This window comes from Lysobacter sp. H21R4 (assembly GCF_015277535.1).
GTDB classification, from domain to species: Bacteria; Pseudomonadota; Gammaproteobacteria; order Xanthomonadales; family Xanthomonadaceae; genus Novilysobacter; species Novilysobacter ciconiae.
Genome location: NZ_CP063772.1, coordinates 1,954,839 through 1,974,009 on the forward strand (window position 1 = coordinate 1,954,839; position 19,171 = coordinate 1,974,009).

The 19,171-nt window shown below is 67.9% G+C and carries 14 protein-coding genes, 1 tRNA gene and 1 pseudogene; 7 read left to right on the forward strand and 9 right to left on the reverse strand.

Going from position 1 to position 19,171, the window contains the following annotated elements:
* Positions 1-737 precede the first annotated feature (737 nt).
* From INQ40_RS08895 to INQ40_RS08915, 5 genes and pseudogenes are all read right to left on the reverse strand, one after another.
* On the reverse strand, positions 738-1,379 hold the full coding sequence (locus INQ40_RS08895) for an HAD-IB family phosphatase (protein ID WP_228481977.1): 642 nt from the start codon (positions 1,377-1,379) through the stop codon (positions 738-740).
* A gap of 101 nt (positions 1,380-1,480) precedes the next feature.
* Positions 1,481-1,633 (reverse strand): hypothetical protein, encoded by a 153-nt coding sequence (locus INQ40_RS08900; RefSeq protein WP_194340158.1) that lies wholly within the window; start codon positions 1,631-1,633, stop codon positions 1,481-1,483.
* 71 nt (positions 1,634-1,704) lie between these two features.
* Positions 1,705-4,161 carry a ribonuclease R gene (gene rnr / locus INQ40_RS08905; protein WP_194340159.1) on the reverse strand — a complete coding sequence of 819 codons (2,457 nt, stop codon included), beginning with the start codon at positions 4,159-4,161 and terminating at the stop codon, positions 1,705-1,707.
* A 65-nt stretch (positions 4,162-4,226) separates the two neighbouring features.
* Positions 4,227-4,511 (reverse strand): lipid-A-disaccharide synthase N-terminal domain-containing protein, encoded by a 285-nt coding sequence (locus INQ40_RS08910; protein ID WP_194340160.1) that lies wholly within the window; start codon positions 4,509-4,511, stop codon positions 4,227-4,229.
* Positions 4,512-4,606: 95 nt separating this feature from the next.
* A pseudogene (locus INQ40_RS08915) lies at positions 4,607-5,365 on the reverse strand (glycosyltransferase family 2 protein); the annotation flags it as partial.
* A 114-nt stretch (positions 5,366-5,479) separates the two neighbouring features.
* Here INQ40_RS08915 and INQ40_RS08920 point away from each other — a divergent pair.
* Positions 5,480-7,195, forward strand: coding sequence for a glycosyltransferase family 39 protein (locus INQ40_RS08920; RefSeq protein ID WP_194340162.1), 1,716 nt, complete (start codon positions 5,480-5,482; stop codon positions 7,193-7,195).
* A 498-nt stretch (positions 7,196-7,693) separates the two neighbouring features.
* Here the strand turns inward: INQ40_RS08920 and INQ40_RS08925 are convergent.
* Positions 7,694-7,780, reverse strand: a tRNA-Leu gene (locus tag INQ40_RS08925).
* A 261-nt stretch (positions 7,781-8,041) separates the two neighbouring features.
* Between INQ40_RS08925 and rnk the strand changes: the two genes are divergently transcribed.
* From rnk to INQ40_RS08940, 3 genes are all read left to right on the forward strand, one after another.
* The gene (rnk, locus tag INQ40_RS08930) at positions 8,042-8,458 is read left to right on the forward strand and encodes a nucleoside diphosphate kinase regulator (RefSeq protein WP_193983873.1); all 417 of its coding nucleotides are present in this window, start codon (positions 8,042-8,044) and stop codon (positions 8,456-8,458) included.
* Positions 8,459-8,639: 181 nt separating this feature from the next.
* Positions 8,640-10,883 carry a DNA topoisomerase IV subunit A gene (gene parC / locus INQ40_RS08935; RefSeq protein WP_194340163.1) on the forward strand — a complete coding sequence of 748 codons (2,244 nt, stop codon included), beginning with the start codon at positions 8,640-8,642 and terminating at the stop codon, positions 10,881-10,883.
* 12 nt (positions 10,884-10,895) lie between these two features.
* Positions 10,896-11,552 carry a thiopurine S-methyltransferase gene (locus INQ40_RS08940; RefSeq protein ID WP_194340164.1) on the forward strand — a complete coding sequence of 219 codons (657 nt, stop codon included), beginning with the start codon at positions 10,896-10,898 and terminating at the stop codon, positions 11,550-11,552.
* A gap of 57 nt (positions 11,553-11,609) precedes the next feature.
* Here INQ40_RS08940 and asnB read toward each other — a convergent pair whose 3' ends face one another.
* On the reverse strand, positions 11,610-13,304 hold the full coding sequence (asnB, locus tag INQ40_RS08945; RefSeq protein WP_194340165.1) for an asparagine synthase B: 1,695 nt from the start codon (positions 13,302-13,304) through the stop codon (positions 11,610-11,612).
* A 407-nt stretch (positions 13,305-13,711) separates the two neighbouring features.
* Between asnB and INQ40_RS08950 the strand changes: the two genes are divergently transcribed.
* The 3 genes from INQ40_RS08950 (at position 13,712) to INQ40_RS08960 (ending at position 17,658) form a co-directional block, all read left to right on the forward strand.
* The gene (locus INQ40_RS08950; RefSeq protein WP_194340166.1) at positions 13,712-14,578 is read left to right on the forward strand and encodes a pirin family protein; all 867 of its coding nucleotides are present in this window, start codon (positions 13,712-13,714) and stop codon (positions 14,576-14,578) included.
* Between the two features lie 107 nt (positions 14,579-14,685).
* Positions 14,686-15,231, forward strand: a complete 546-nt coding sequence (locus INQ40_RS08955) for an NAD(P)H-dependent oxidoreductase (protein ID WP_228481978.1) — start codon at positions 14,686-14,688, stop codon at positions 15,229-15,231.
* A gap of 153 nt (positions 15,232-15,384) precedes the next feature.
* Complete coding sequence (locus INQ40_RS08960; RefSeq protein ID WP_194340167.1) at positions 15,385-17,658, forward strand: M28 family peptidase; 2,274 nt, start codon at positions 15,385-15,387, stop codon at positions 17,656-17,658.
* 4 nt (positions 17,659-17,662) lie between these two features.
* Here INQ40_RS08960 and dapE read toward each other — a convergent pair whose 3' ends face one another.
* Complete coding sequence (gene dapE / locus INQ40_RS08965; protein ID WP_194340168.1) at positions 17,663-18,808, reverse strand: succinyl-diaminopimelate desuccinylase; 1,146 nt, start codon at positions 18,806-18,808, stop codon at positions 17,663-17,665.
* Positions 18,805-19,161, reverse strand: a complete 357-nt coding sequence (locus INQ40_RS08970; protein ID WP_194340169.1) for a Spx/MgsR family RNA polymerase-binding regulatory protein — start codon at positions 19,159-19,161, stop codon at positions 18,805-18,807. The genes dapE and INQ40_RS08970 overlap by 4 nt, the downstream gene beginning before the upstream one ends.
* Between the last annotated feature and the right edge of the window lie 10 nt (positions 19,162-19,171).

The window sequence follows — 19,171 nt, forward strand, 5'->3', positions numbered from 1 at the left end:
GGCTTAGAACTTTTCTGCGCCCAAGCTAAGCCATATGCCTATGATCAGGATCGCAGCCACCATGATTCCAAAGAGCACTGCGGATAGCCCGGGTTCCCGCAGGGACACAAGGCCGGATATCAGGAAGCCGACCGGAAGCAGAAGCAATCTGTTCCCCGCCCAGCGATGCAAGGCTGCGGCATCTTTGACACTCGCATAGTTAACGACGTTGAGGGGCCGTGAGCTCCCGGCAAAACGAACGGCCAACCCTACCCCGAGAAGTATGGGAACCAATAGCAATTGGACGATTGCGAGCAATGGAGCCACGCGGTCTACACCTGAGCTGAGCCGCGCCGCGAGGCGGTGTCGGCGTGCGGAAACTCTCAGGCGTTGCCCGAGGGTATGTGCTCGGAAGGGATGCCGGGACAGGAGCTGAGCAAACGACCTTCCGTTACATCAACTGTGTACATTCCAGGCGCTGACGCCCGAATCATGATGTGACCCGTCTGGCCCAGCTCGACTCCCATGGGGATACGTGAAAAGTCCAGTGCACGTAAAAACTGAAGCGCACCCCGATCGTGTGCTTTATCCCCAGAACTGACAATTACCTTGCTCTTGGACGTGCGGCCGGATTCACTGATCGACGTTCTAATGCAAGAAGCAGGTTCCGAAACACTGGCCGGTCCGGCCAAGGCAACCGCAAGAAACAACCCCATCTCAATCATTTGAACGCTCTCCCGTGAGCCCTCACCCTTAAGTTAAGCCGGCCCGAAGCGGTGACGAGTCGACTTGTCAGCACCCGCCTGCGGCACCAACTTCTTGCCACTGATAGTACTTCCTGGTGGCGATGCCAAGCAGGTCCCGATCCTCAAAGGTGTCCCCGTAAGCGTAGACCTCTGTGAACGCCTGCTGTCATAGCGCTCGCGTACCCGGCGGGCCTTCTCCGCCAGAACGCATTGCTGCCCCTCGTAGTAGCCGGTAAAAACGCCATTGCGGCGCTGCAAAGATGAGCAGAGCAGCTCGAGGCCGTGTGCTTCGCACCAAGGCGCCAAGTACACGTCGAGCCCGCCGGAAACCACGACAACCTTATGGCCCTGTGCCACATGCCAATCGATGCGTTGCATCGCCTCAGGCCGCAAAACCTTTGGCAGGTAGCTTTCGGTGAAGTCGCGGCCAGAAGTCACCACTGCCGAGGCCGCGACGCCGCTATATCCAATGCGAACAATGGCGCGGCGAACAAGGGTCCCGGAGATGACCCGCCACTTGTATCCGAGCGCCAGTGGCGCCAACAGGAGCCATCCCAAGATTAGTCGACGGCGGGAGATGGACCGACGCAGGAACTCCGGCATCGTCTCGTGCGTGGTTATCGTTCCATCGAAGTCAAAGAGTGCGAGAGACATGTTTTTGGGGGCTAGCGGCAGAATTGAGCCGTTTCGCAGCCGCTCCAACATGTAGTCCTGTTCGGCCGTGGCATGCGGGGCGTCGACGCCGAGCAGTTGGCTCAGGTCGATGAGGAACGATTGGGAGGTGTCGACAGCTCGGAGGCGGTGACGCCCTGCCACTTGCTGACGAAGGCGTCGGCGTTGGCATTGGCGTCGGCTTCGGCGTCGGTGTTGCCGGAAACGGAACTGCGCTGCTGTGCGTCATCGGCCACGTATCGAGTCCCCTGCCTGCGGTGTGTGGTGCCGCAGGCAGGATACGCGATGGCGTGGTCCGCTCAGGCGGTCAGCTTTTCTTCCTGCGGCCCTTGGGCGCGGGCTTCTTCGCGGGCGCATCGCCCTGGGCTTCCGCCTCTTCGCCGGGCTTGCGCGGCTTGCCGTCGCCGGCCAGGCGGAAGTCGATCTTGCGCTCCTCCAGGCTGGCCTTCATCACGATGATGCTGACGCGGTCGCCCAGGCGGTATTCGCGGCCGGTCTTGTCGCCCGTGAGCGTCTTGCGGATGGGGTCGAAGCGGTAGTAGTCGTTGGGCAGCTGGGTCACGTGGACCAGGCCGTTGACCTTGGACTGGTCCAGCTCGACGAACAGGCCGAAGCTGGTGACGCCGCTGATCACGCCGTCGAACTCGCTGCCCACGTGCTGCTCCATCCACGCGGCGCGGTAGCGGTCATCGACCTCGCGCGAGGCCTCGTCGGCGCGGCGGCCGCGCTCGGAGCTCTGCAGGGACAGCTGGGCCATGTCGCTGGGCGAGTAGCGGTATTTCTCCGGCGCGGCGCCGCTCAGTGCGTGCTTGATGGCGCGGTGCACCAGCAGGTCGGGGTAGCGGCGGATCGGCGAGGTGAAGTGGGCGTACGCCTCCAGCGCCAGGCCGAAGTGGCCGATGTTCTCCGGCTGGTACACGGCCAGGCTCTGGCTGCGCAGCAGGACGGACTCGATCAGCGGCGCCTCGGCGCGCTCGCGGGTGTTGCGCAGCAGCTGGGTGTAGTCGCGCGGCTGCACCTTGGACCACGGCGGCATGCGCAGCTGGAACTCCTTGAGGAACTCCAGCAGGTCTTCGTACTTCTGCTCCGGCGGGCGGTCGTGGGTGCGGTAGGGGGCGACCACTTCGGCCTCGATCAGGAACTTCGCGGCCTCCACGTTGGCCGCGATCATGCATTCCTCGATCAGCTTGTGGGCGTCGTTGCGCACCAGCATGCCGGCCTGGATGACTTCGCCGCGCTCGCCGAGGACAAAGCGCACTTCGCTGGACTCGAACTCGATCGCGCCACGCTTGGAGCGCGCCTTGGCCAGCACCTGGTAGAGCTGGTGTAGGCGCTGCAGGTTCGGCAGCAATTCGCCGACCTGCTGCTGCGCTTCCTCGCGGGCCTCATCCTCGATGCCATCGCCGATCGCGTTCCAGACTTGGTTGTAGGTCAGGCGGGCGTGCGAGCGCATCACCGCTTCGTAGAATTTCGACTCGGTCACCTGGCCCATGCGGTCCACCTGCATGTCGCAGACGAAGCACAGGCGGTCGACCTTGGGCTTGAGCGAGCAGATGCCGTTGGAGAGCACCTCGGGCAGCATCGGCACCACGAAACCGGGGAAGTAGACCGACGTGGCGCGGTTCTGCGCCTCTTCGTCCAGCGGCCGGCCGGGGCGCACGTAATGCGACACGTCGGCGATGGCGACGATCAACCGGAAACCGTCACGGTTGGGTTCGCACCACACCGCGTCATCGAAATCCTTGGCGTCCTCGCCGTCGATGGTGACCAGCGGGAACGCGCGCAGGTCCACGCGGTTCGCGGTTTCCTCGGCCTGCACCTCGACCGGGATCGCGCCCGCCTCGTCCAGCACCTCGGGGGCGAATTCGTGCGGGATGTTGTGGCCGTGGATCGCGGCCTGCACCGCCAGCGAGGCGGTCAGCTTCTCGCCCAGCACGGTCAGGATGCGGCCCATCGGCGGGCGGCGCGCGTCGGGCGCCCGGGTCAGCTCGCACACCACCAGGTTGCCCGGCTGGGCGTCGCCGCGGCCCTCGGGCGGAATCAGGATGTTGCGCTGGACGCGGCGGTCGTCGGGCTCCACGTAGCAGATGCCGTCATCGACGATGAAGCGGCCGATCATCCGGCTCATCCGGCGCTCGAGCACCTCCAGGATCGTGCCTTCCTGGCGGCCGCGGTTGTCCATGCCGGTGAGGCCGGCGAGGACGCGGTCGCCATGCATGACCTTCCGCATCTCGTAGGGCGGCAGGAACATGTCATCGCCGCCGGCATCCGGGCGCAGGAAGCCGTAGCCGTCCGGGTTGGCGATCACGGTGCCGGGGACGAGGTCGAGCTGCTGGGCGGGGACGAAGCCGCCGCGCCGGTTCTGCAGCACCTGGCCGTCGCGCACCATCGCGCGCAGGCGGGCGGTCATCGCATCGAAGCGGTCGGGCTCGGTCAGGGCGAGCTTGGTGGCCAGCGCCTCGGCGTCCATCGGACCGTCGGCGGCGGCCAGCAGCTGCAGGATCATCTCGCGGCTGGCGATGGGCTGGTCGTAGCGCGCTGCCTCGCGGGCGGCAAACGGATCGGCCAGCTTGCCGTCCTTGCCCGTGTCCGGGTGCAGCGGCGCCAGCGGCGGCTTGGGACCGCCGCGCGGTGCGTCGGGCAGCCAGCCGGGCTTCTTGCCCTTGGGCTTGCCGCCTGCGGCGCCTGCCGCGGATTTCGGGGTTCCGGCCTTGCCGGTCGATTTGGACGGCTTGCGGCCGCGCTTGCTGGGGGGCTTGTTCATGGAGGGGATGTTACAGCCCGACCACGTCAACGGCAGGTGGCTGGGGGCGCTTCGCAGCAGCGAGGTCAGGCGTCGCCGGTGTCCGCGCTCAACTTGCCGCGCCGGATCAGGTGCAGGTTGCGCAGGTAGATGAACAGCCCGGTGGACTGGCCGACGATGAACACCGGGTCGGCGCGGTGAATGGCGTACGCCAACAGGACCGTGCTGCCGCCCAGGCTGAGGTACCAGAACGCCGTCGGCACCACGCTGCGCTGCGCGCGCTCGGAGGCCAGCCACTGGACGATGAAGCGAGAGGCGAACAGCGCCTGGCCGACGAACCCCACGACCAGCCACGTGGTAATGGTGTTCATGCGCTGCTCCTGTCCATCTGGATGCCGCGCTCGCCCGGAGTCTGCTGCGAATCGAGCGCGGCCGACTCGAGCGCGGACGGGCGCACCTTCGCCACGCGGTTGCGCCGGACCAGCCAGGCCACGCCCCACAGGTCGGACAGGCCGACCAGCGCGCGACCGAGGTTGGTGTAATGCGACGTGCCGGCGCCGCGCGGCCGGTGGTTCACCGGCACGCTGATCGTGCGCCAGCCGGCGCGTTGCATCAGCGCGGGCAGGTAACGATGCATGTGGTCGAAGTACGGCAGGTCGAGGAACGCCTCGCGTTCGAACAGCTTGATGCCGCAGCCGGTGTCGGGGGTCGCATCGTGCAGCAGCGACTGGCGCACCGCGTTGGCGATCCGCGAGGCGAGGCGCTTGTCCCAGCGATCGCGGCGTTTGGTCCGCCAGCCGGCGACCAGGCGGATGTCGTCACCAGCGGCGTCGCGCGCCGCCAGCAGGCGTGGCAGGTCGGCGGGATCGTTCTGGCCGTCGCCGTCCAGAGTCGCGATCCAGCGGCCGCGTGCGGCTTTCACCCCGACCCGGATCGCGGTGCTCTGGCCGGACTGTTCGGCAAGCGGCAGCACGCGCAACTCGGGCATGTCGGCGGCCGAGCGGCGCAGTTCCTCAAGGGTATTGTCAGGGCTGGCGTCGTCGACGCAGAGCACTTCGAAGCGGACCACGCCACGCAGTGCGTTGCAGACTTCGCCCAGCAGCGCGCCGATATTGCCCGCCTCGTTATGCAGCGGAATCACCACCGACAGCTCCGGGACGTCCTCGCTTGCGGCCAAGCGAAAAGGACGTTCGAAACGCACGGGCTGGACGCGATCAACGCGCATTGGTGGAATCTCCGAACCGGGTGAGAATGATAAACACCGACCCGTGGACGCGTTGTTAGATTTACCTCAACAGCAACGCGCTTCGCCGGTCGCCCTGCTGATCGAGAACTGCGAATGCACCTCCCGCGCCTGAGCCCCCCGCACTCCGTCTGGTGGATCTTGTTGTTGGCGGCGCTGGCACTCGGCACTGGGCTCGGCCTTCGCGACCCCTCGCCGCCCGACGAGCCGCGCTTCGTGCTCGCCGCGCAGGCCATGGTCGAGAGCGGGCAATGGGCGATCCCGCACCGCGGCGTCGAGCCCTACGCACACAAGCCGGCGCCCTTCATGTGGCTGCAGGCACTCGCCTACACCGTGGTCGGCAACTGGCGCATCGCCTTCCTGCTGCCCTCGCTGCTCGCCGCGCTCGGCACGCTGTGGCTGACGACCGACCTGGCGACGCGCCTGTGGGATCGTCGCGCGGGTCTGCTTGCGGGTTGGGCGCTGCTCGCCTGCCTGCAATTCGGGCTGCAGGCGAAACGCGGCCAGATCGACATGGTGCTGGTGTTCTGGACGACGCTGTCGCTGTGGGCGTTGTCACGCCACCTGCTGCGCGGGCCGGATTGGCGCGCGCTGGCGCTGGGCGGACTGGCTGCCGGCATCGGCACGGTGACCAAAGGCGTCGGCTTCCTGCCGCTGCTGATCCTGCTGCCGTGGTGGCTGGCGCGCCGGCGCGGGATGCAGCTGCCAATGGACGGCTACCGCGACCGGCGATGGTGGTGGCTTCCGGTGGGATTCCTGGCCGGCGTCGGCGTCTGGCTGGTGCCGATGCTGTGGACGGTGGCCCGCAGCACCGACCCGGCGCTGCACGCCTACGCCGCCGAGATCCTGCTGAAGCAGACCGGTACCCGTTACGCCAATGCCTGGCACCACGTAAAGCCGGCCTGGTACTACCTGCAGGTGATCGCGACCCTGTGGCTGCCGGGCGCCCTGCTGCTGCCCTGGCTGGCGCCGCAATGGTGGCGCCGGATCCGCGCCGGCGACGCGCGCGTGCTCCTGCTGGTCGGCTGGGCGGTGCTGGTGCTGCTGTTCTTCACCGCCAGTCCGGGCAAGCGCGAGGTGTACCTGTTCCCCGCCCTGCCCGCGCTGTGCGTTGCCGCGGCATCGCTGTTGCCCGCGCTGCTGGAACGGACGTGGGTGCGCCGGGTGCTGCTGGGCTACGTGGTCGTGCTGGCGTCGGCGGCGCTGGTGCTGGCGGTCGGCGGACTGTCCGGAACCGGTTGGCTGGATGGCGTGGCCAGCGAACGTGCACTGGATGCCGCCACGGTCCGCTCGTTGCTGCTCTGGGCCGGTGTGCTGGGGCTGGGAGGGCTAGCGCTCGCGGCCTGGGGACGCACCGTGCGCGCTGGAGCGGTCGCAGTCGCCTTCAACCTGCTGTTGTGGACGGTGTACGGCCTGGGTCTTGCGCCGGCGCTGGACGCCAGCAGTTCGGCCCGGGAAATGATGCAGCAGGTGCGCACGCGAATCGGCCCGGAGGCGACGCTGGGCCTGGTCGGCTGGCGCGAACAGCACCTGCTCCAGGCCACCGGTCCGGTCACCGAGTTCGGCTTCTCGCGCGACGAGCGCCTGCAGTGGCGCGAGGGCGTGGCGTGGCTGGCGGCCGACCCGGCCCACCACTGGTTGTTCGCGCTGAAGGAGGCGGCGGACAGCTGCGTCGATCCCGCGCAGTTGATCGAGCTGGGGCGTTCCAGCCGCCGCGATTGGGTGCTGGTGCCCGGCGACGCGTACGTGACCGGCTGCGTGCCGCCGCTGCCGGCGGACCTGCACGTTTCAGCGGCCGCCGCTCCGGACTGAGCGACGTGTGCCGGGGGCACGCGGCGTGACCTGCGGGCCTTTCAGGTGGACGGGGGCGCCGGGTGCGGATGCCCTTGGGTGTGAATGTCCCCCGGCACCGGTGAAGCCGGTGCCTCCTCCTTTATTTCACACCCAAGGGCATCCCCACCCGTCCAGCAAGCGCGGTAGCCGTTGTTGAAGCGCACACGCGGCAGACGGGACCTGCAGGCCTTCGGGGCGAAATAAGGGAGGAGGCACTCGCCGCAGGCGGGTGCCGGGGGACATTCGCCCGGAAGGCGTGCAGGTCCCGTCCCCCCATGCCGCAGGCGGGTGCCGGGGACATTCGCCCGGAAGGCCTGCAGGTCCCGCCCCCTCCTGCCGCTGACGGGTGCAGCGGGCCATTCGCCCGGAAGGTCTGCAGGTCGCGCTGTGCGCTCCGGACCGAACGAGTGGGCAACAAAAAACCCCGCCGGAGCGGGGTCTTCTGTAGTGTCCGACCTGGTAGTGGCCGAACGATGTTGGTGCCCGGGAGAGGACTCGAACCTCCACGGAGTTGCCCCCGCTAGCACCTGAAGCTAGTGCGTCTACCAATTCCGCCACCCGGGCAAACCGCAGAGCGTTTGTTGCTGTGCGGGCCGCGTATGTTGCGTTGGCGTGAACCGCTTGTCAACGGCAAAAGACGTTCCCGGCAGAAAAGGTGGGACAATACGGCCACTTCCGGGGGTCCTGCCTGACATGGCGCGACCCCCTTTCTACAGCTGTGATTGCTACACCCGTGATCCGGGTCTACTTTGGACCCACTGCAAAGACCCGCGGGCGACGCGCACTTCAGACGCATCGCCCGCTTCGCTATTGGAGATTTGAAGCATGCACGCTACCTCCGTCCCGCCGCTGTTGGTCTCCCGCCTTGATTGCGAGCGACTGGAGTCGCTGCTTGAGCAGCCGCTCGCCAAGGGCCTCAACACCGAGCCGCTGCGCCGCGAGCTTGATCGCGCCGAGTTGCTCGAGCCCAAGGAAATGCCGGACGACGTCATCACGATGAATTCCACCGCGCGCTTCCGCGACGTCAACAGCGGCGCCGAGCGCGAGCTGACCCTCGTCTACCCCAAGGATGCCGACGGCAGCCCGGAGAAGGTGTCGATCCTGGCCCCGGTTGGCAGTGCCCTGCTGGGCCTGCACGTGGGCGCGGTGATCGACTGGCCGGTGCCGGGCGGGCGCACGATCACCCTGGAAGTCCTGTCGATCCGCTACCAGCCCGAGTCGTCGGGCGAGCTGCACCGCTGAATCCCGCACTCCGCTGCGCCTGCCGCAGCGGCAATGTTCCAGACCAGCCGGACGCGCCCACTGCGCTTCCGGCTTTTTCTTGGACCGTTACGGTGCTCCGGCCGCTCGCACGGTGGCCCTTTGACGGGGCGGTTAGAATCGACACCCTCCACCGCCCAGCTGCACGAGTCCACGGCTCCCCATGACCGATTCCGTACGCGCCGCCTTCCACGGTTACGAACAGCTCCCCCTGCGTGAATATGCCGAACGCGCGTACCTCGACTACTCGATGTACGTGGTGCTCGACCGTGCGCTGCCGTTCCTGGGTGACGGGCTGAAGCCGGTCCAGCGGCGGATCATCTTCTCGATGAGCGAGCTGGGACTGAACGCCGGTTCCAAGCCGAAGAAGTCCGCCCGCACCATCGGTGACGTGATCGGCAAATACCATCCGCACGGCGACAGCGCCTGCTACGAGGCGATGGTGCTGATGGCGCAGCCGTTCTCGTACCGCTATCCCCTCGTGGAAGGCCAGGGCAACTTCGGCTCCAGCGACGATCCCAAGTCGTTCGCCGCGATGCGCTACACCGAGTCCAAGCTGACTCCGCTGGCGGAGGTCCTGCTGGGCGAACTGGCGCACGGCACGGTGGACTGGAACCCCAACTTCGACGGCACGCTGGAAGAGCCGACCTGGATGCCGGCGCGGCTGCCGCACCTGCTGCTCAACGGCACCACGGGCATTGCGGTGGGCATGGCCACCGACGTCCCGCCGCACAACCTGGGCGAAGTGGTCAGCGCCTGCATCCGCCTGCTCGATGATCCCGACGCGACCACCGCCGACCTGTGCGAGCACGTGCGCGGCCCGGACTATCCGACCAGCGCCGAGATCATCACCGCCCGCAGCGACCTGCTGCAGATGTACGAGACCGGCCTGGGCAGCGTGCGCGCCCGCGCCGTGTTCGAGCGCGAGGGCAACTCGATCGTCATCACCGGCCTGCCGCACCAGGTCTCGCCGGGCAAGGTGATCGAGCAGATCGCCACCCAGATGCGGGCCAAGAAGCTGCCCTGGCTGGAGGACATCCGCGACGAGTCCGACCACGCCAACCCGACCCGGATCGTGCTGTTTCCGCGCAGCAACCGGGTCGATGTCGAGCAGCTGATGGGGCACCTGTTTGCCACCACCGATCTGGAAAAAAGCTTCCGGGTCAACATGAACGTGATCGGCCTGGACGGCCGCCCGCAGGTCAAGGGCCTGCGCGCCTTCCTCACCGAGTGGCTGACCTTCCGCACCGACACCGTGACCCGGCGCCTCAAGCACCGGCTGGAGAAGGTCGAGCAGCGCCTGCACCTGTTGGAAGGCCTGCTGGTCGCGTTCCTCAACCTGGATGAAGTGATCCGCATCATCCGCAGCGAGGACGAACCGCGCCCGGTGCTGATGGAACGTTTCAACCTCAGCGAGGCGCAGACCGACTACATCCTGGAAACCCGCCTGCGCCAGCTGGCCCGCCTGGAAGAGATGAAGATCCGCGGCGAGCAGGACGCGCTGGCCAAGGAACGCGACCAGCTTGTGGCCCTGCTGGGCAGCAAGGCCAAGCTGAAGAAGCTGGTCAAGGACGAGCTGCTGGCCGACGCGAAGAAGTTCGGCGACGCCCGCCGCTCGCCACTGGTCGCACGCGGTGCGGCGCAGGCGCTGTCGGAAACCGACTTGGCGCCCAGCGAGCCGATGACCGTGGTGCTCAGCGAAAAGGGCTGGGTGCGCGCGGCCAAGGGCCACGATGTGGACGCCGCCGCGATGAACTACCGCGAGGGCGACAGCCTGCTCGCCTTCACCCGCACGCGCAGCAACCATCAGGTCGCCTTCCTCGACTCCGCCGGCCGCAGTTACTCCACCGTGGTCCACGGCCTGCCGTCGGCGCGCGGCAACGGCGACCCCCTCACGGCGCGCTTCTCGCCGGCGGGGAAATCCTCGTTCCAGGCCGTGGCCAGTGGCGACAACGACCAGCGTTTCGTGCTCGCCAGCACCCACGGCTACGGCTTCGTGACCCGCTTCGAGAACCTGACCAGTCGCAACAAGGCCGGCAAGGCGATGCTCTCGCTGACCCCAAATGCCAGCGTGCTGCAGCCTGCGGCGGTGGGCAATCCCGCGCAGGACCGCGTGGTGGTGGCGACCAGCGCCGGCCACCTGCTCGCGTTCCCGGTCGCCGACTTGCCGGAACTCGACAAGGGCAAGGGCAACAAGCTGATCGACATTCCGCGCGCGAAACTGGGCACCGAGCGGGTGATCGCCGTCGCCGTGGTCGCCGAAGGCGGCTGGCTGCTGGTCAACTCCGGCGCGCGCACGATGACCCTCACCTGGAAAGATCTTGACGCCTACACCGGCGCCCGCGCCGCCCGTGGCGGCCTGCTGCCGCGTGGTTGGCAGAAGGTCGACGGCCTGCAGGCCGAATAGGAACCCGCACCGATGGAACCCGACTTCTGGCAACAGCGCTGGCGGGAAGGCCGCATCGGCTTCCACCAGGACCGCGAGACCCCGCTGATGCTCAAGCATTGGCCGTCGTTGCAGGTGCCGGCCGAAAGCCGGGTGTTCGTGCCGCTGGCGGGCAAGAGCCTGGACATGCTGTGGTTTGTCAGCCAGGGCTATCGGGTGTTGGGCGTGGAGCTGGCCCTGCCCGCGATCGAGCAGTTCCTCGCCGAGCACGCGCTGCACGCGGAGACCCGCGATTCACCCGCCGGCCGGCATTACCGCGCCGGCGATCTGGAGCTGGTGCATGGCGACGTGTTCGCCCAGGATCCCGCCGAGCTGGCCGCGTGCGACGCCGTCTACGACCGCGCCGCGCTGATCGCGCTGCCGCCCGCCCTGCGCCAGCGCTACGCAAGCGAGGTGTACGGGCGCTTGCCCGGCGGTTGCCGCGGCCTGCTGATCACCCTGGAATACCCGCAGGCCGAGAAAGCCGGTCCGCCCTTCAGCGTCGCGGAAGACGAGGTGCGGGCGTTGTTCGGTCCGCAGTGGGAGGTCGGCGTACTCGAGCGTCGCGAGATCCTCGCGCAGCAGCCGAATTTCCGTGCCGAAGGCGTAACTACTTTGCAGACCGTGGTGTACCAGCTGCGCCGACCGTAGCTTCGCGCCGGCCCGGCCCGGCCCGGCCCCGGACCGGGCGCCGGGCAGGAAATCGGTTCACGCATTGGCCGCCTGGTGGACGCCGCGCATCGCCCGCCCCGACGGGTCGGCCGCGTTGGCGAAGGCCGCATCCCAGGCCAGCGCCGTCTCGGTGGAGCAGGCGATGGACTTGCCGCCCGGCACCGTGCGCGCGCAGGCATCGCCGGGAAACTGCTGCTCGAACAGTTCGCGATACCAGTAGCCCTCCTTGGTGACCGGGGTGTTGATCGGGAACCGCGCGGCGGCCTCGGCCAGCTGGGCGTCGCTCACCGCGGCCTCGGCGTGGTCCTTGAGGCCGTCGATCCAGCCGTAGCCGACGCCATCGCTGAACTGCTCCTTCTGCCGCCACAGGATCGAGTCGGGCAGATAGCCCTCGAAGGCCTCCCGCAGCACCGCCTTCTCGATGCGGACCGTGCCGTCCGCGCGCATCCCGACCATCTTGGCGCTGGCGTCCATCTTCATCGCGACCTCCATGAAGGCCACGTCCAGGAACGGCACCCGCGGCTCGACGCCCCAGGCCATCATCGACTTGTTGGCGCGCAGGCAATCGTAGTTGTGCAGGGCGTCGATCTTGCGCACCAGCTCCTCGTGGAATTCGCGCGCGTTGGGCGCCTTGTGGAAGTACAGGTAGCCCCCGAAGATCTCGTCGCTGCCCTCGCCGGACAGCACCATTTTCACGCCCATCGCCTTGATCCGGCGCGCCAGCAGGAACATCGGGGTGGACGCACGGATGGTGGTGACGTCATAGGTCTCAATGTGCCGGATCACCTCGGGAATCGCGTCCATGCCCTCTTCCTGGGTGTAGGTGAAACCGTGGTGCACCGTTCCCAACGCCTCGGCGGCGATCTCCGCGGCGGCCAGGTCGGGCGAGCCTTCCAGGCCGATGGCGAAGGAATGCAGGCGCGGCCACCACGCCTCTGCCTGGTCGTCCTCCTCGATGCGCTTGCGCGCGAACCGGGCGGCGCAGGCGGCAACCAGCGAGGAATCCAGCCCGCCTGACAACAACACGCCGTACGGAACGTCGCACATCAGTTGCCGGTGCACGGCCGCCTCGAAGGCTTCGCGCAGCTCCGCCGGATCGACCCGCACATCGACGGTGGCCGCGTGCTCGCGCCACGGCCGCTGGTAGTAAGCGACCAGCTGGCCGTCGGCGCTGTCGTAAAAGTGCCCCGGCGGAAACTGGGCGACGTCGTCGCAGGTTTCGGCCAACGCCTTCATCTCCGAGGCCACGCACAGCCGTCCGGCAGCGTCGTGGCCCCAATACAGCGGCACCACGCCGATCGGGTCACGCGCGATCAGCACACGCTGCGCCGCGCGATCCCACAGGGCGAAGGCGAAGATGCCGTTGACGCGGTTCAGCCAGCCGCCGAAGTCGGCGTCCTCGCGGAACAGCGCGCTGATCACCTCGCAGTCCGATTCGGTCTGGAAGTCGTAGGGCTGTCGGAGCGACGCCTTCAGCTCGCGGTGGTTGTAGATCTCGCCGTTGACCGCCAGCACCAGGTCGCCGTCGGCGGAGCGCATCGGCTGGGCGCCACCGGCGGGATCGACGATGGCCAGGCGCTCATGGACCAGGATCGCCGCCTCGTCGACGTACACGCCGCTCCAGTCCGGCCCGCGGTGGCGCTGGCGCCGCGACAGTTCGAGCGCGAGCGGGCGCAGCGGTTGCAGGTCGTCACCGGTTTGCTGGCGGAAGATGCCGAGGATCGAGCACATGGGGCGAACTCCTGATGGATGGAACGTGGAAAGAAGGCGAAAAAAAGGCCCGCACTTCGCAGTGCAGGCCTTGGATTCGATTCGTGCGTTTTGTCGTGCGCGCTAGTCGTCGGCCTGCGGGAGGCGGACGTTGTTATTCGAGTTGAGCTGCGCAGCTACGCGCGTCGCACACGGCGTGGAGCCGATGACGAAAGACGCGTGGAAAAGCCGGGCGGGAGCGTGATGCATTGGCCGAGCTTCCACCATCGGGATGCGAGGCGCAAGCTCCCTGTTCCGCAAGCAAGCGCGGTATTGTCCGTTATATGGAACGATGCGAGTGATAATTGCTGACTACCAACACAAACGTCAGCAAGTAAAATGGCGCCCACAGGTCTGGACCCCACCGGACCCGCGATCAAGAGAACCCCATGAAGAAAGTCCTCGGCATCTACAGCGCGCCCAAACCGCATTGGGTCGGAGACGGCTTCCCGGTCCGTTCGCTGTTTTCCTACCACGGCCTGGGCCAGCACCTGAGCCCGTTCCTGTTGCTGGACTATGCCGGCCCGATGCGGTTTGAGCCGGCCGCCCGGCCGCGCGGCGTCGGACAGCACCCGCACCGCGGATTCGAGACCGTCACCATCGTCTACGAGGGCGAGGTGGAGCATCGCGACTCCACCGGCGCCGGCGGCACCATCGGCCCGGGCGATGTGCAGTGGATGACCGCCGCCTCGGGCATCCTGCACGAGGAGTTCCACTCGCACGCGTTCACCCGCACTGGCGGCACGCTGGAGATGGTGCAGCTGTGGGTCAACCTGCCGGCGAAGGACAAGATGGCCGCGCCCGGGTACCAGACGCTGGTCGATGCTGACATCCCTTCCGTGCCCCTGCCCGGAAATGCCGGAACGGCCCGGGTAATTGCCGGTGAGTACGCCGGCCACGCCGGTCCGGCGCGCACCTATACCGCCATGAACGTCTGGGACGTGCGCCTCGGCAAGGACCATTCCAGCCAGTTCGAACTGCCCGAAGGCCACACGGCGGCGCTGGTCGTCCTGCATGGCACCGTGCAGGTCAACGAAACGCAGATCGCCCGCGAAGGGCAGCTGGTGATGCTCGACCGTGCCGGCAGCGACGTGCTGCTGGAAGCCAATTCCGACGCCACCGTACTGCTGCTCAGCGGGGAGCCGATCGAAGAACCCATCGTCGGCCACGGCCCGTTCGTGATGAACAGCGAGGCCGAGATCCACCAGGCCATCGCGGACTTCGACGGCGGTCGCTTCGGCCGCATGCCGCATTGATTTCCATCCCAAACATCAAAAGGAGCTCCACTTGAAACCCAAACTCCATGTCGTCATCGCCAGCACGCGCCCCGGTCGCGTCGGTCCCGCCGTCGCCCGCTGGTTCAGTGACTTTGCCGCCCGCCAGCGCCTTCGAGGTCAAACTGGTCGACCTGGCGGACTTCAGGCTGCCGATCTACGACGAGCCCCGTCACCCGGCGATGCAGCAGTACGAGCACGCCCACACCAAGGCTTGGTCGGCGAGCGTCGCGGCGGCCGACGCGTTCGTGTTCGTGACCCCCGAGTACAACTTCAACCCGCCGCCGGCGCTGGTGAACGCGTTGAACTACGTCTACCGCGAGTGGAACTACAAGGCCTCCGGCTTCGTCAGCTACGGCGGCGTGTCGGGTGGCATGCGCGCGGTGCAGATGGCCAAGCAGCTGGTGACCACGCTCAAGATGATGCCGATGGTCGAAGGCGTTGCCGTGCCGATGGTCGGTCAATCCCTGGACGGGGAAGGCGCGTTTGTCTCCAACGAGCTGATCGATCATTCCGCGCAGCAGATGCTCGACGAGCTGTCCAAATGGACCGGCGCACTGGCGAGCTTGCGCCCGCAGGAGGCCAAGACGGGCGAATCCGGAACGGTCGCGCCGCGCCTCGCAACGCCTGGCTGACGGTTCACGCTGCCGCTGGGCATTGATCGAATCCACTGAGCCGCATCCCCTGTCGGCGCCGTTATGATCGGCAGGCCGCCGTCGCGGCTTGGCCTGGGGAAGACGATGCCGCACAAGAGACGATCCGCTGCTGCGGTTCCGCAGGCAGCTGCCATGCAGCCGGGAACCGCGCGCTGGGCCCCGCTGGCCATGATCGTGTTGTTCGTGCTTTCCGCTGCGTTGTCGATGCGCGGCGACCAGACACCCGCGGCCACCGGGGTGGACGCGCCGGCCACCGTGTTTTCGGCGACGCGAGCGGCCACGGTGCTGGCACGGGTGCTCGGCGACGAGCAACCCCACCCCACCGGCAGCGCTGCCAACGCGCAGGTGCGTGATCGCATCGTCGCCGAGTTGGCGCGCATCGGGGTGCAGGCCCAGGTCCAGCGGCGGTTTGCCTGCGGCGGCAGCACCTGCGCGACGGTGGAGAATATCGTCGCCCGGATCCCGGGCGAGAGCGCGGAACAGGCTGTCCTGCTCGCCGCCCACTACGACTCGGTCGGTGCGGGGCCGGGAGCGTCCGACGACGGCGCCGGCGTTGCCACGCTGATCGAATCGGCACGGGCCCTGCTCGCTGGCCCGCCGCTGGCCCGCGACGTGTGGCTGCTGGCCAGCGACGGCGAGGAACTCGGCCTGATCGGTGCGGAAGCCTTCGTGCGCGAGCCCGAGTTCGCCCGCATCGCGACCGTGATCAACCTGGAGGCCCGCGGCACGCGCGGGGCGAGCCTGTTGATCGAGACCCAGCCCGGCAACGCGCAGATTATCGCGGCCATGCGTCGGGCGCTGCCTCGCGCCAGCGGCTCATCGCTGGACTACGAGATCTACCGCAGCCTGCCCAACGACACCGACTTCAGCGTGTTCCGCCGCGAGGGACGCGAAGGCCTGAACTTCGCGTGGGCGGAGGGCGCGGCGCGTTACCACACCCCGCTGGACAACCTCGCCCATCTGGACCGTGGCTCGTTGCAACACCACGGTGACAACGCATTGTCGATGACGCGCGAACTGGCGGGACGCGCACCTGGCGCTGCGGCGGTTGCCGACGGCGGGGCTGCGCAGGACGCGGTGTTCTTCAACGTGTTTGGCGCGACCTTTGCCGCGTGGCCGGTGGCGCTGAATCCGTTCCTGCTCGCCCTTGGGCTGGTGCTTTGGCTCGCGCTCGCCGTGCGCCTGGTTCGGCGCGGTTCGCGCCCGGCTGCGCTCGCCTCCGCGTCGATTGCGGTGCTGGCGCTGCTGGCAGTGCTGGCCGGGCTGGGCTGGGGACTGTACGCGCTGCTGCAGGCGCTGGGCGCAATGCCGGCGATGTGGACCGCGCAAGGGCCGCTGCTGGTCACCGCTTTTGTCGCGCTGGCGCTGCCGGCGATGCTGCTGGGCGGCTACGTGGTGCAGCGGTGGCGCGGCCCACCGGCTCTGGCGCTGGCGACCTTGCTGCCGTTTGCGATTGTCGCCGCGGCGGCGGTGGCTGCGATGCCCGGAGCCAGCTACCTCGGCCTGTTGCCGCTGTTGGCGGCGGGACTTTGCGCGCACCTTGTTCCGGGGAGAGCGGTGCTCTGGTCCGGTGTCGCCGCCGTCGTCGCGGCCGGCCTCTGGTTTCCCTACGCCGTGGATTCCTACGCGGCCATCGGGCATCCGGGCTTGACTGCCACCACGCTGTTGAGCGGTGTCATCGTGCTGCCCTTGTTGCCCGCGCTGCTGAGCCTGGGCCGCGCGGCGGGTGCACTGGCACTCGCTGGACTGGCTGTGGCATTCGCCTGCGCGATGCTCGCCCTCGCCCGGCCCGCGTTCGACGCAGACGTGCCACGTCCGGCGAACCTGTTGTACGCCGGCGACAGCGACTCTGCGCGCCTGTACCTGCAACCGCGCGCGACGATGCCGGTGGGCTTCATGCGCCAGGCGGGGTTTGCGGACGTCTCCCGGCCGGTCACCGCGTGGCTGGGATGGGGTCATCCTGGCGCGGCCGGGCCTGCACTTTCGGCGCCCACGCTGCAGGTCGAATCCGACAGCCTGCGCGACGGCCGACGCCAGATCGCCGTTCGTGTGTCGTCCACCCGAGCCGCCACCGAAGGCGGGTTGATGGTGCCGGGCGACATCGACGTGGCTTCCATCCGGGTCCAGGGGCAGGCGCTGGCGCCGTCGCGCTGGCACGCCGAGCAGACGCGCTGGCGCCGCATCGCGATCGTCCGGCTGCCGCCGGAGGGCGCGGTGTTCGAGTTTGAAATCGCGCCGGGACGGGAGATCGAGCTGTTCGGCTACGACCGTTCGGCGGGCATCCCGGCCGAGATGGCGGGCGCGCTGCGTGAGCGCGACGCGGTGGCGATGCCGATCCACGGCGGCGATTCGACGGTTGCGTGGCAACGCATTGACGTAGCCGAGGCGCCGCAGGCGCAAAATTGAAGACTCACGCCTCCGTTGGCAGCAGCAGCTTCTCGACCAGCGCCTGATACAGGTCGGGCAGCGCTTCCAGATCGGCAACGGCCACGTTCTCGTCCACCTGGTGGATGCTGGCATTCACCGGGCCGACCTCAATGCACTGGGTTCCCAGGGTCGCGATGAAGCGCGCATCCGACGTGCCACCGCCGGTGCTCTCCTCCGGCGGTTCACCGTTGATATCGGTCAACACCTCGCGCGCGGCCTGCCGTAGCGGACCCTCGGGGGTGAAGAACGGCTCGCCGCTGCGGTGCCAGTGGATTACATAGTCCAACCCGTGCGCGCGCAGTACCTGCTCGCATTCCTGCTCGAGCTTGGCGGCATCCCAGCTGGGGTTGTAGCGCAGATTGAACACCACCTTCAGCGCGCCCGGAATCACGTTGCTGGCGCCGGTACCGGCACTGATATTGCTGATCTGCAGGCTGGTCGGCGGGAAGGTTTCGAAGCCCTCATCCCAGCGTCGCGCAGCCAGCTCTGCCAGGGCCGGCAGCGCCTGGTGGACCGGATTGCGCGCCTTGTCCGGGTAGGCGACATGGCCCTGGATACCGTGAACATCCAGCGTTGCGGTCAGGCTTCCGCGCCGGCCCACGCGCAGCAGATCGCCCAGCCTGGCGGTCGATGACGGCTCGCCGGTGACGCACCAGTCGATGCGCTCGCCGCGCTCGCGGAACAGCTCGGTCACCCGGCGCACGCCGTGGATCGCATCGCCCTCCTCGTCGGAGGTCAGCAGCAGGGCCAGCCGGCCGGGATGGTCGGGATTCGCGGCGACGAAGCGCTCGGCCGCAATGACGAATGCGGCGACGCTGCCCTTCATGTCCGCCGCGCCGCGCCCGTACAGCACGCCGTCACGGATTTCCGGCACGAACGGATCGCTGGTCCAGTCCGCGGCCGGACCCGGCGGTACCACATCGGTATGACCCAGGAGCACCAGCGTTGGCCCGTCGCCAACGCCGTGGGTCGCCCAGAGGTTGTCGACCGCGCCGAAGCGCAGGTGCTCGCAGGCGAAACCGGCGCGCTGCAGGCGCCCGGCCAGCAGCGTCTGGCAACCGGCATCGTCGGGCGTCACCGAGCGACGACCGATCAGCTCACACGTAAGCGCCAGGACCTCGCTGCTCATTGGCCGAAGCGCTGCTTGAAACTGTTGTCACTGAAGCGCTGGGAGACCTGGCCATCGTCGGTGACCACCACCGGGCGCCGGATCAGCTGCGGGTACTCCCTCAGCAGCAATTTCCACTCCGCGTCCGAGCCGGGACTTTTGCGCGTGTCCGGCAGCTGGCGCCAGGTCGTCGACGACTTGTTGATCATCGCCTCCCAGCCGCCGAGTTTCTCCTGCCACTCCACGAGCGTCTCCGGCGTCTGCCGCTGCTCGCGGTAGTCGATGAATTCGTACGGAATCCCGAAGCGGTCCAGCCACTTGCGCGCCTTGCGGCAAGTGTCGCAGTTGGCCAGTCCGTAAACGGTGGTGGTCATGCCTGCCTCC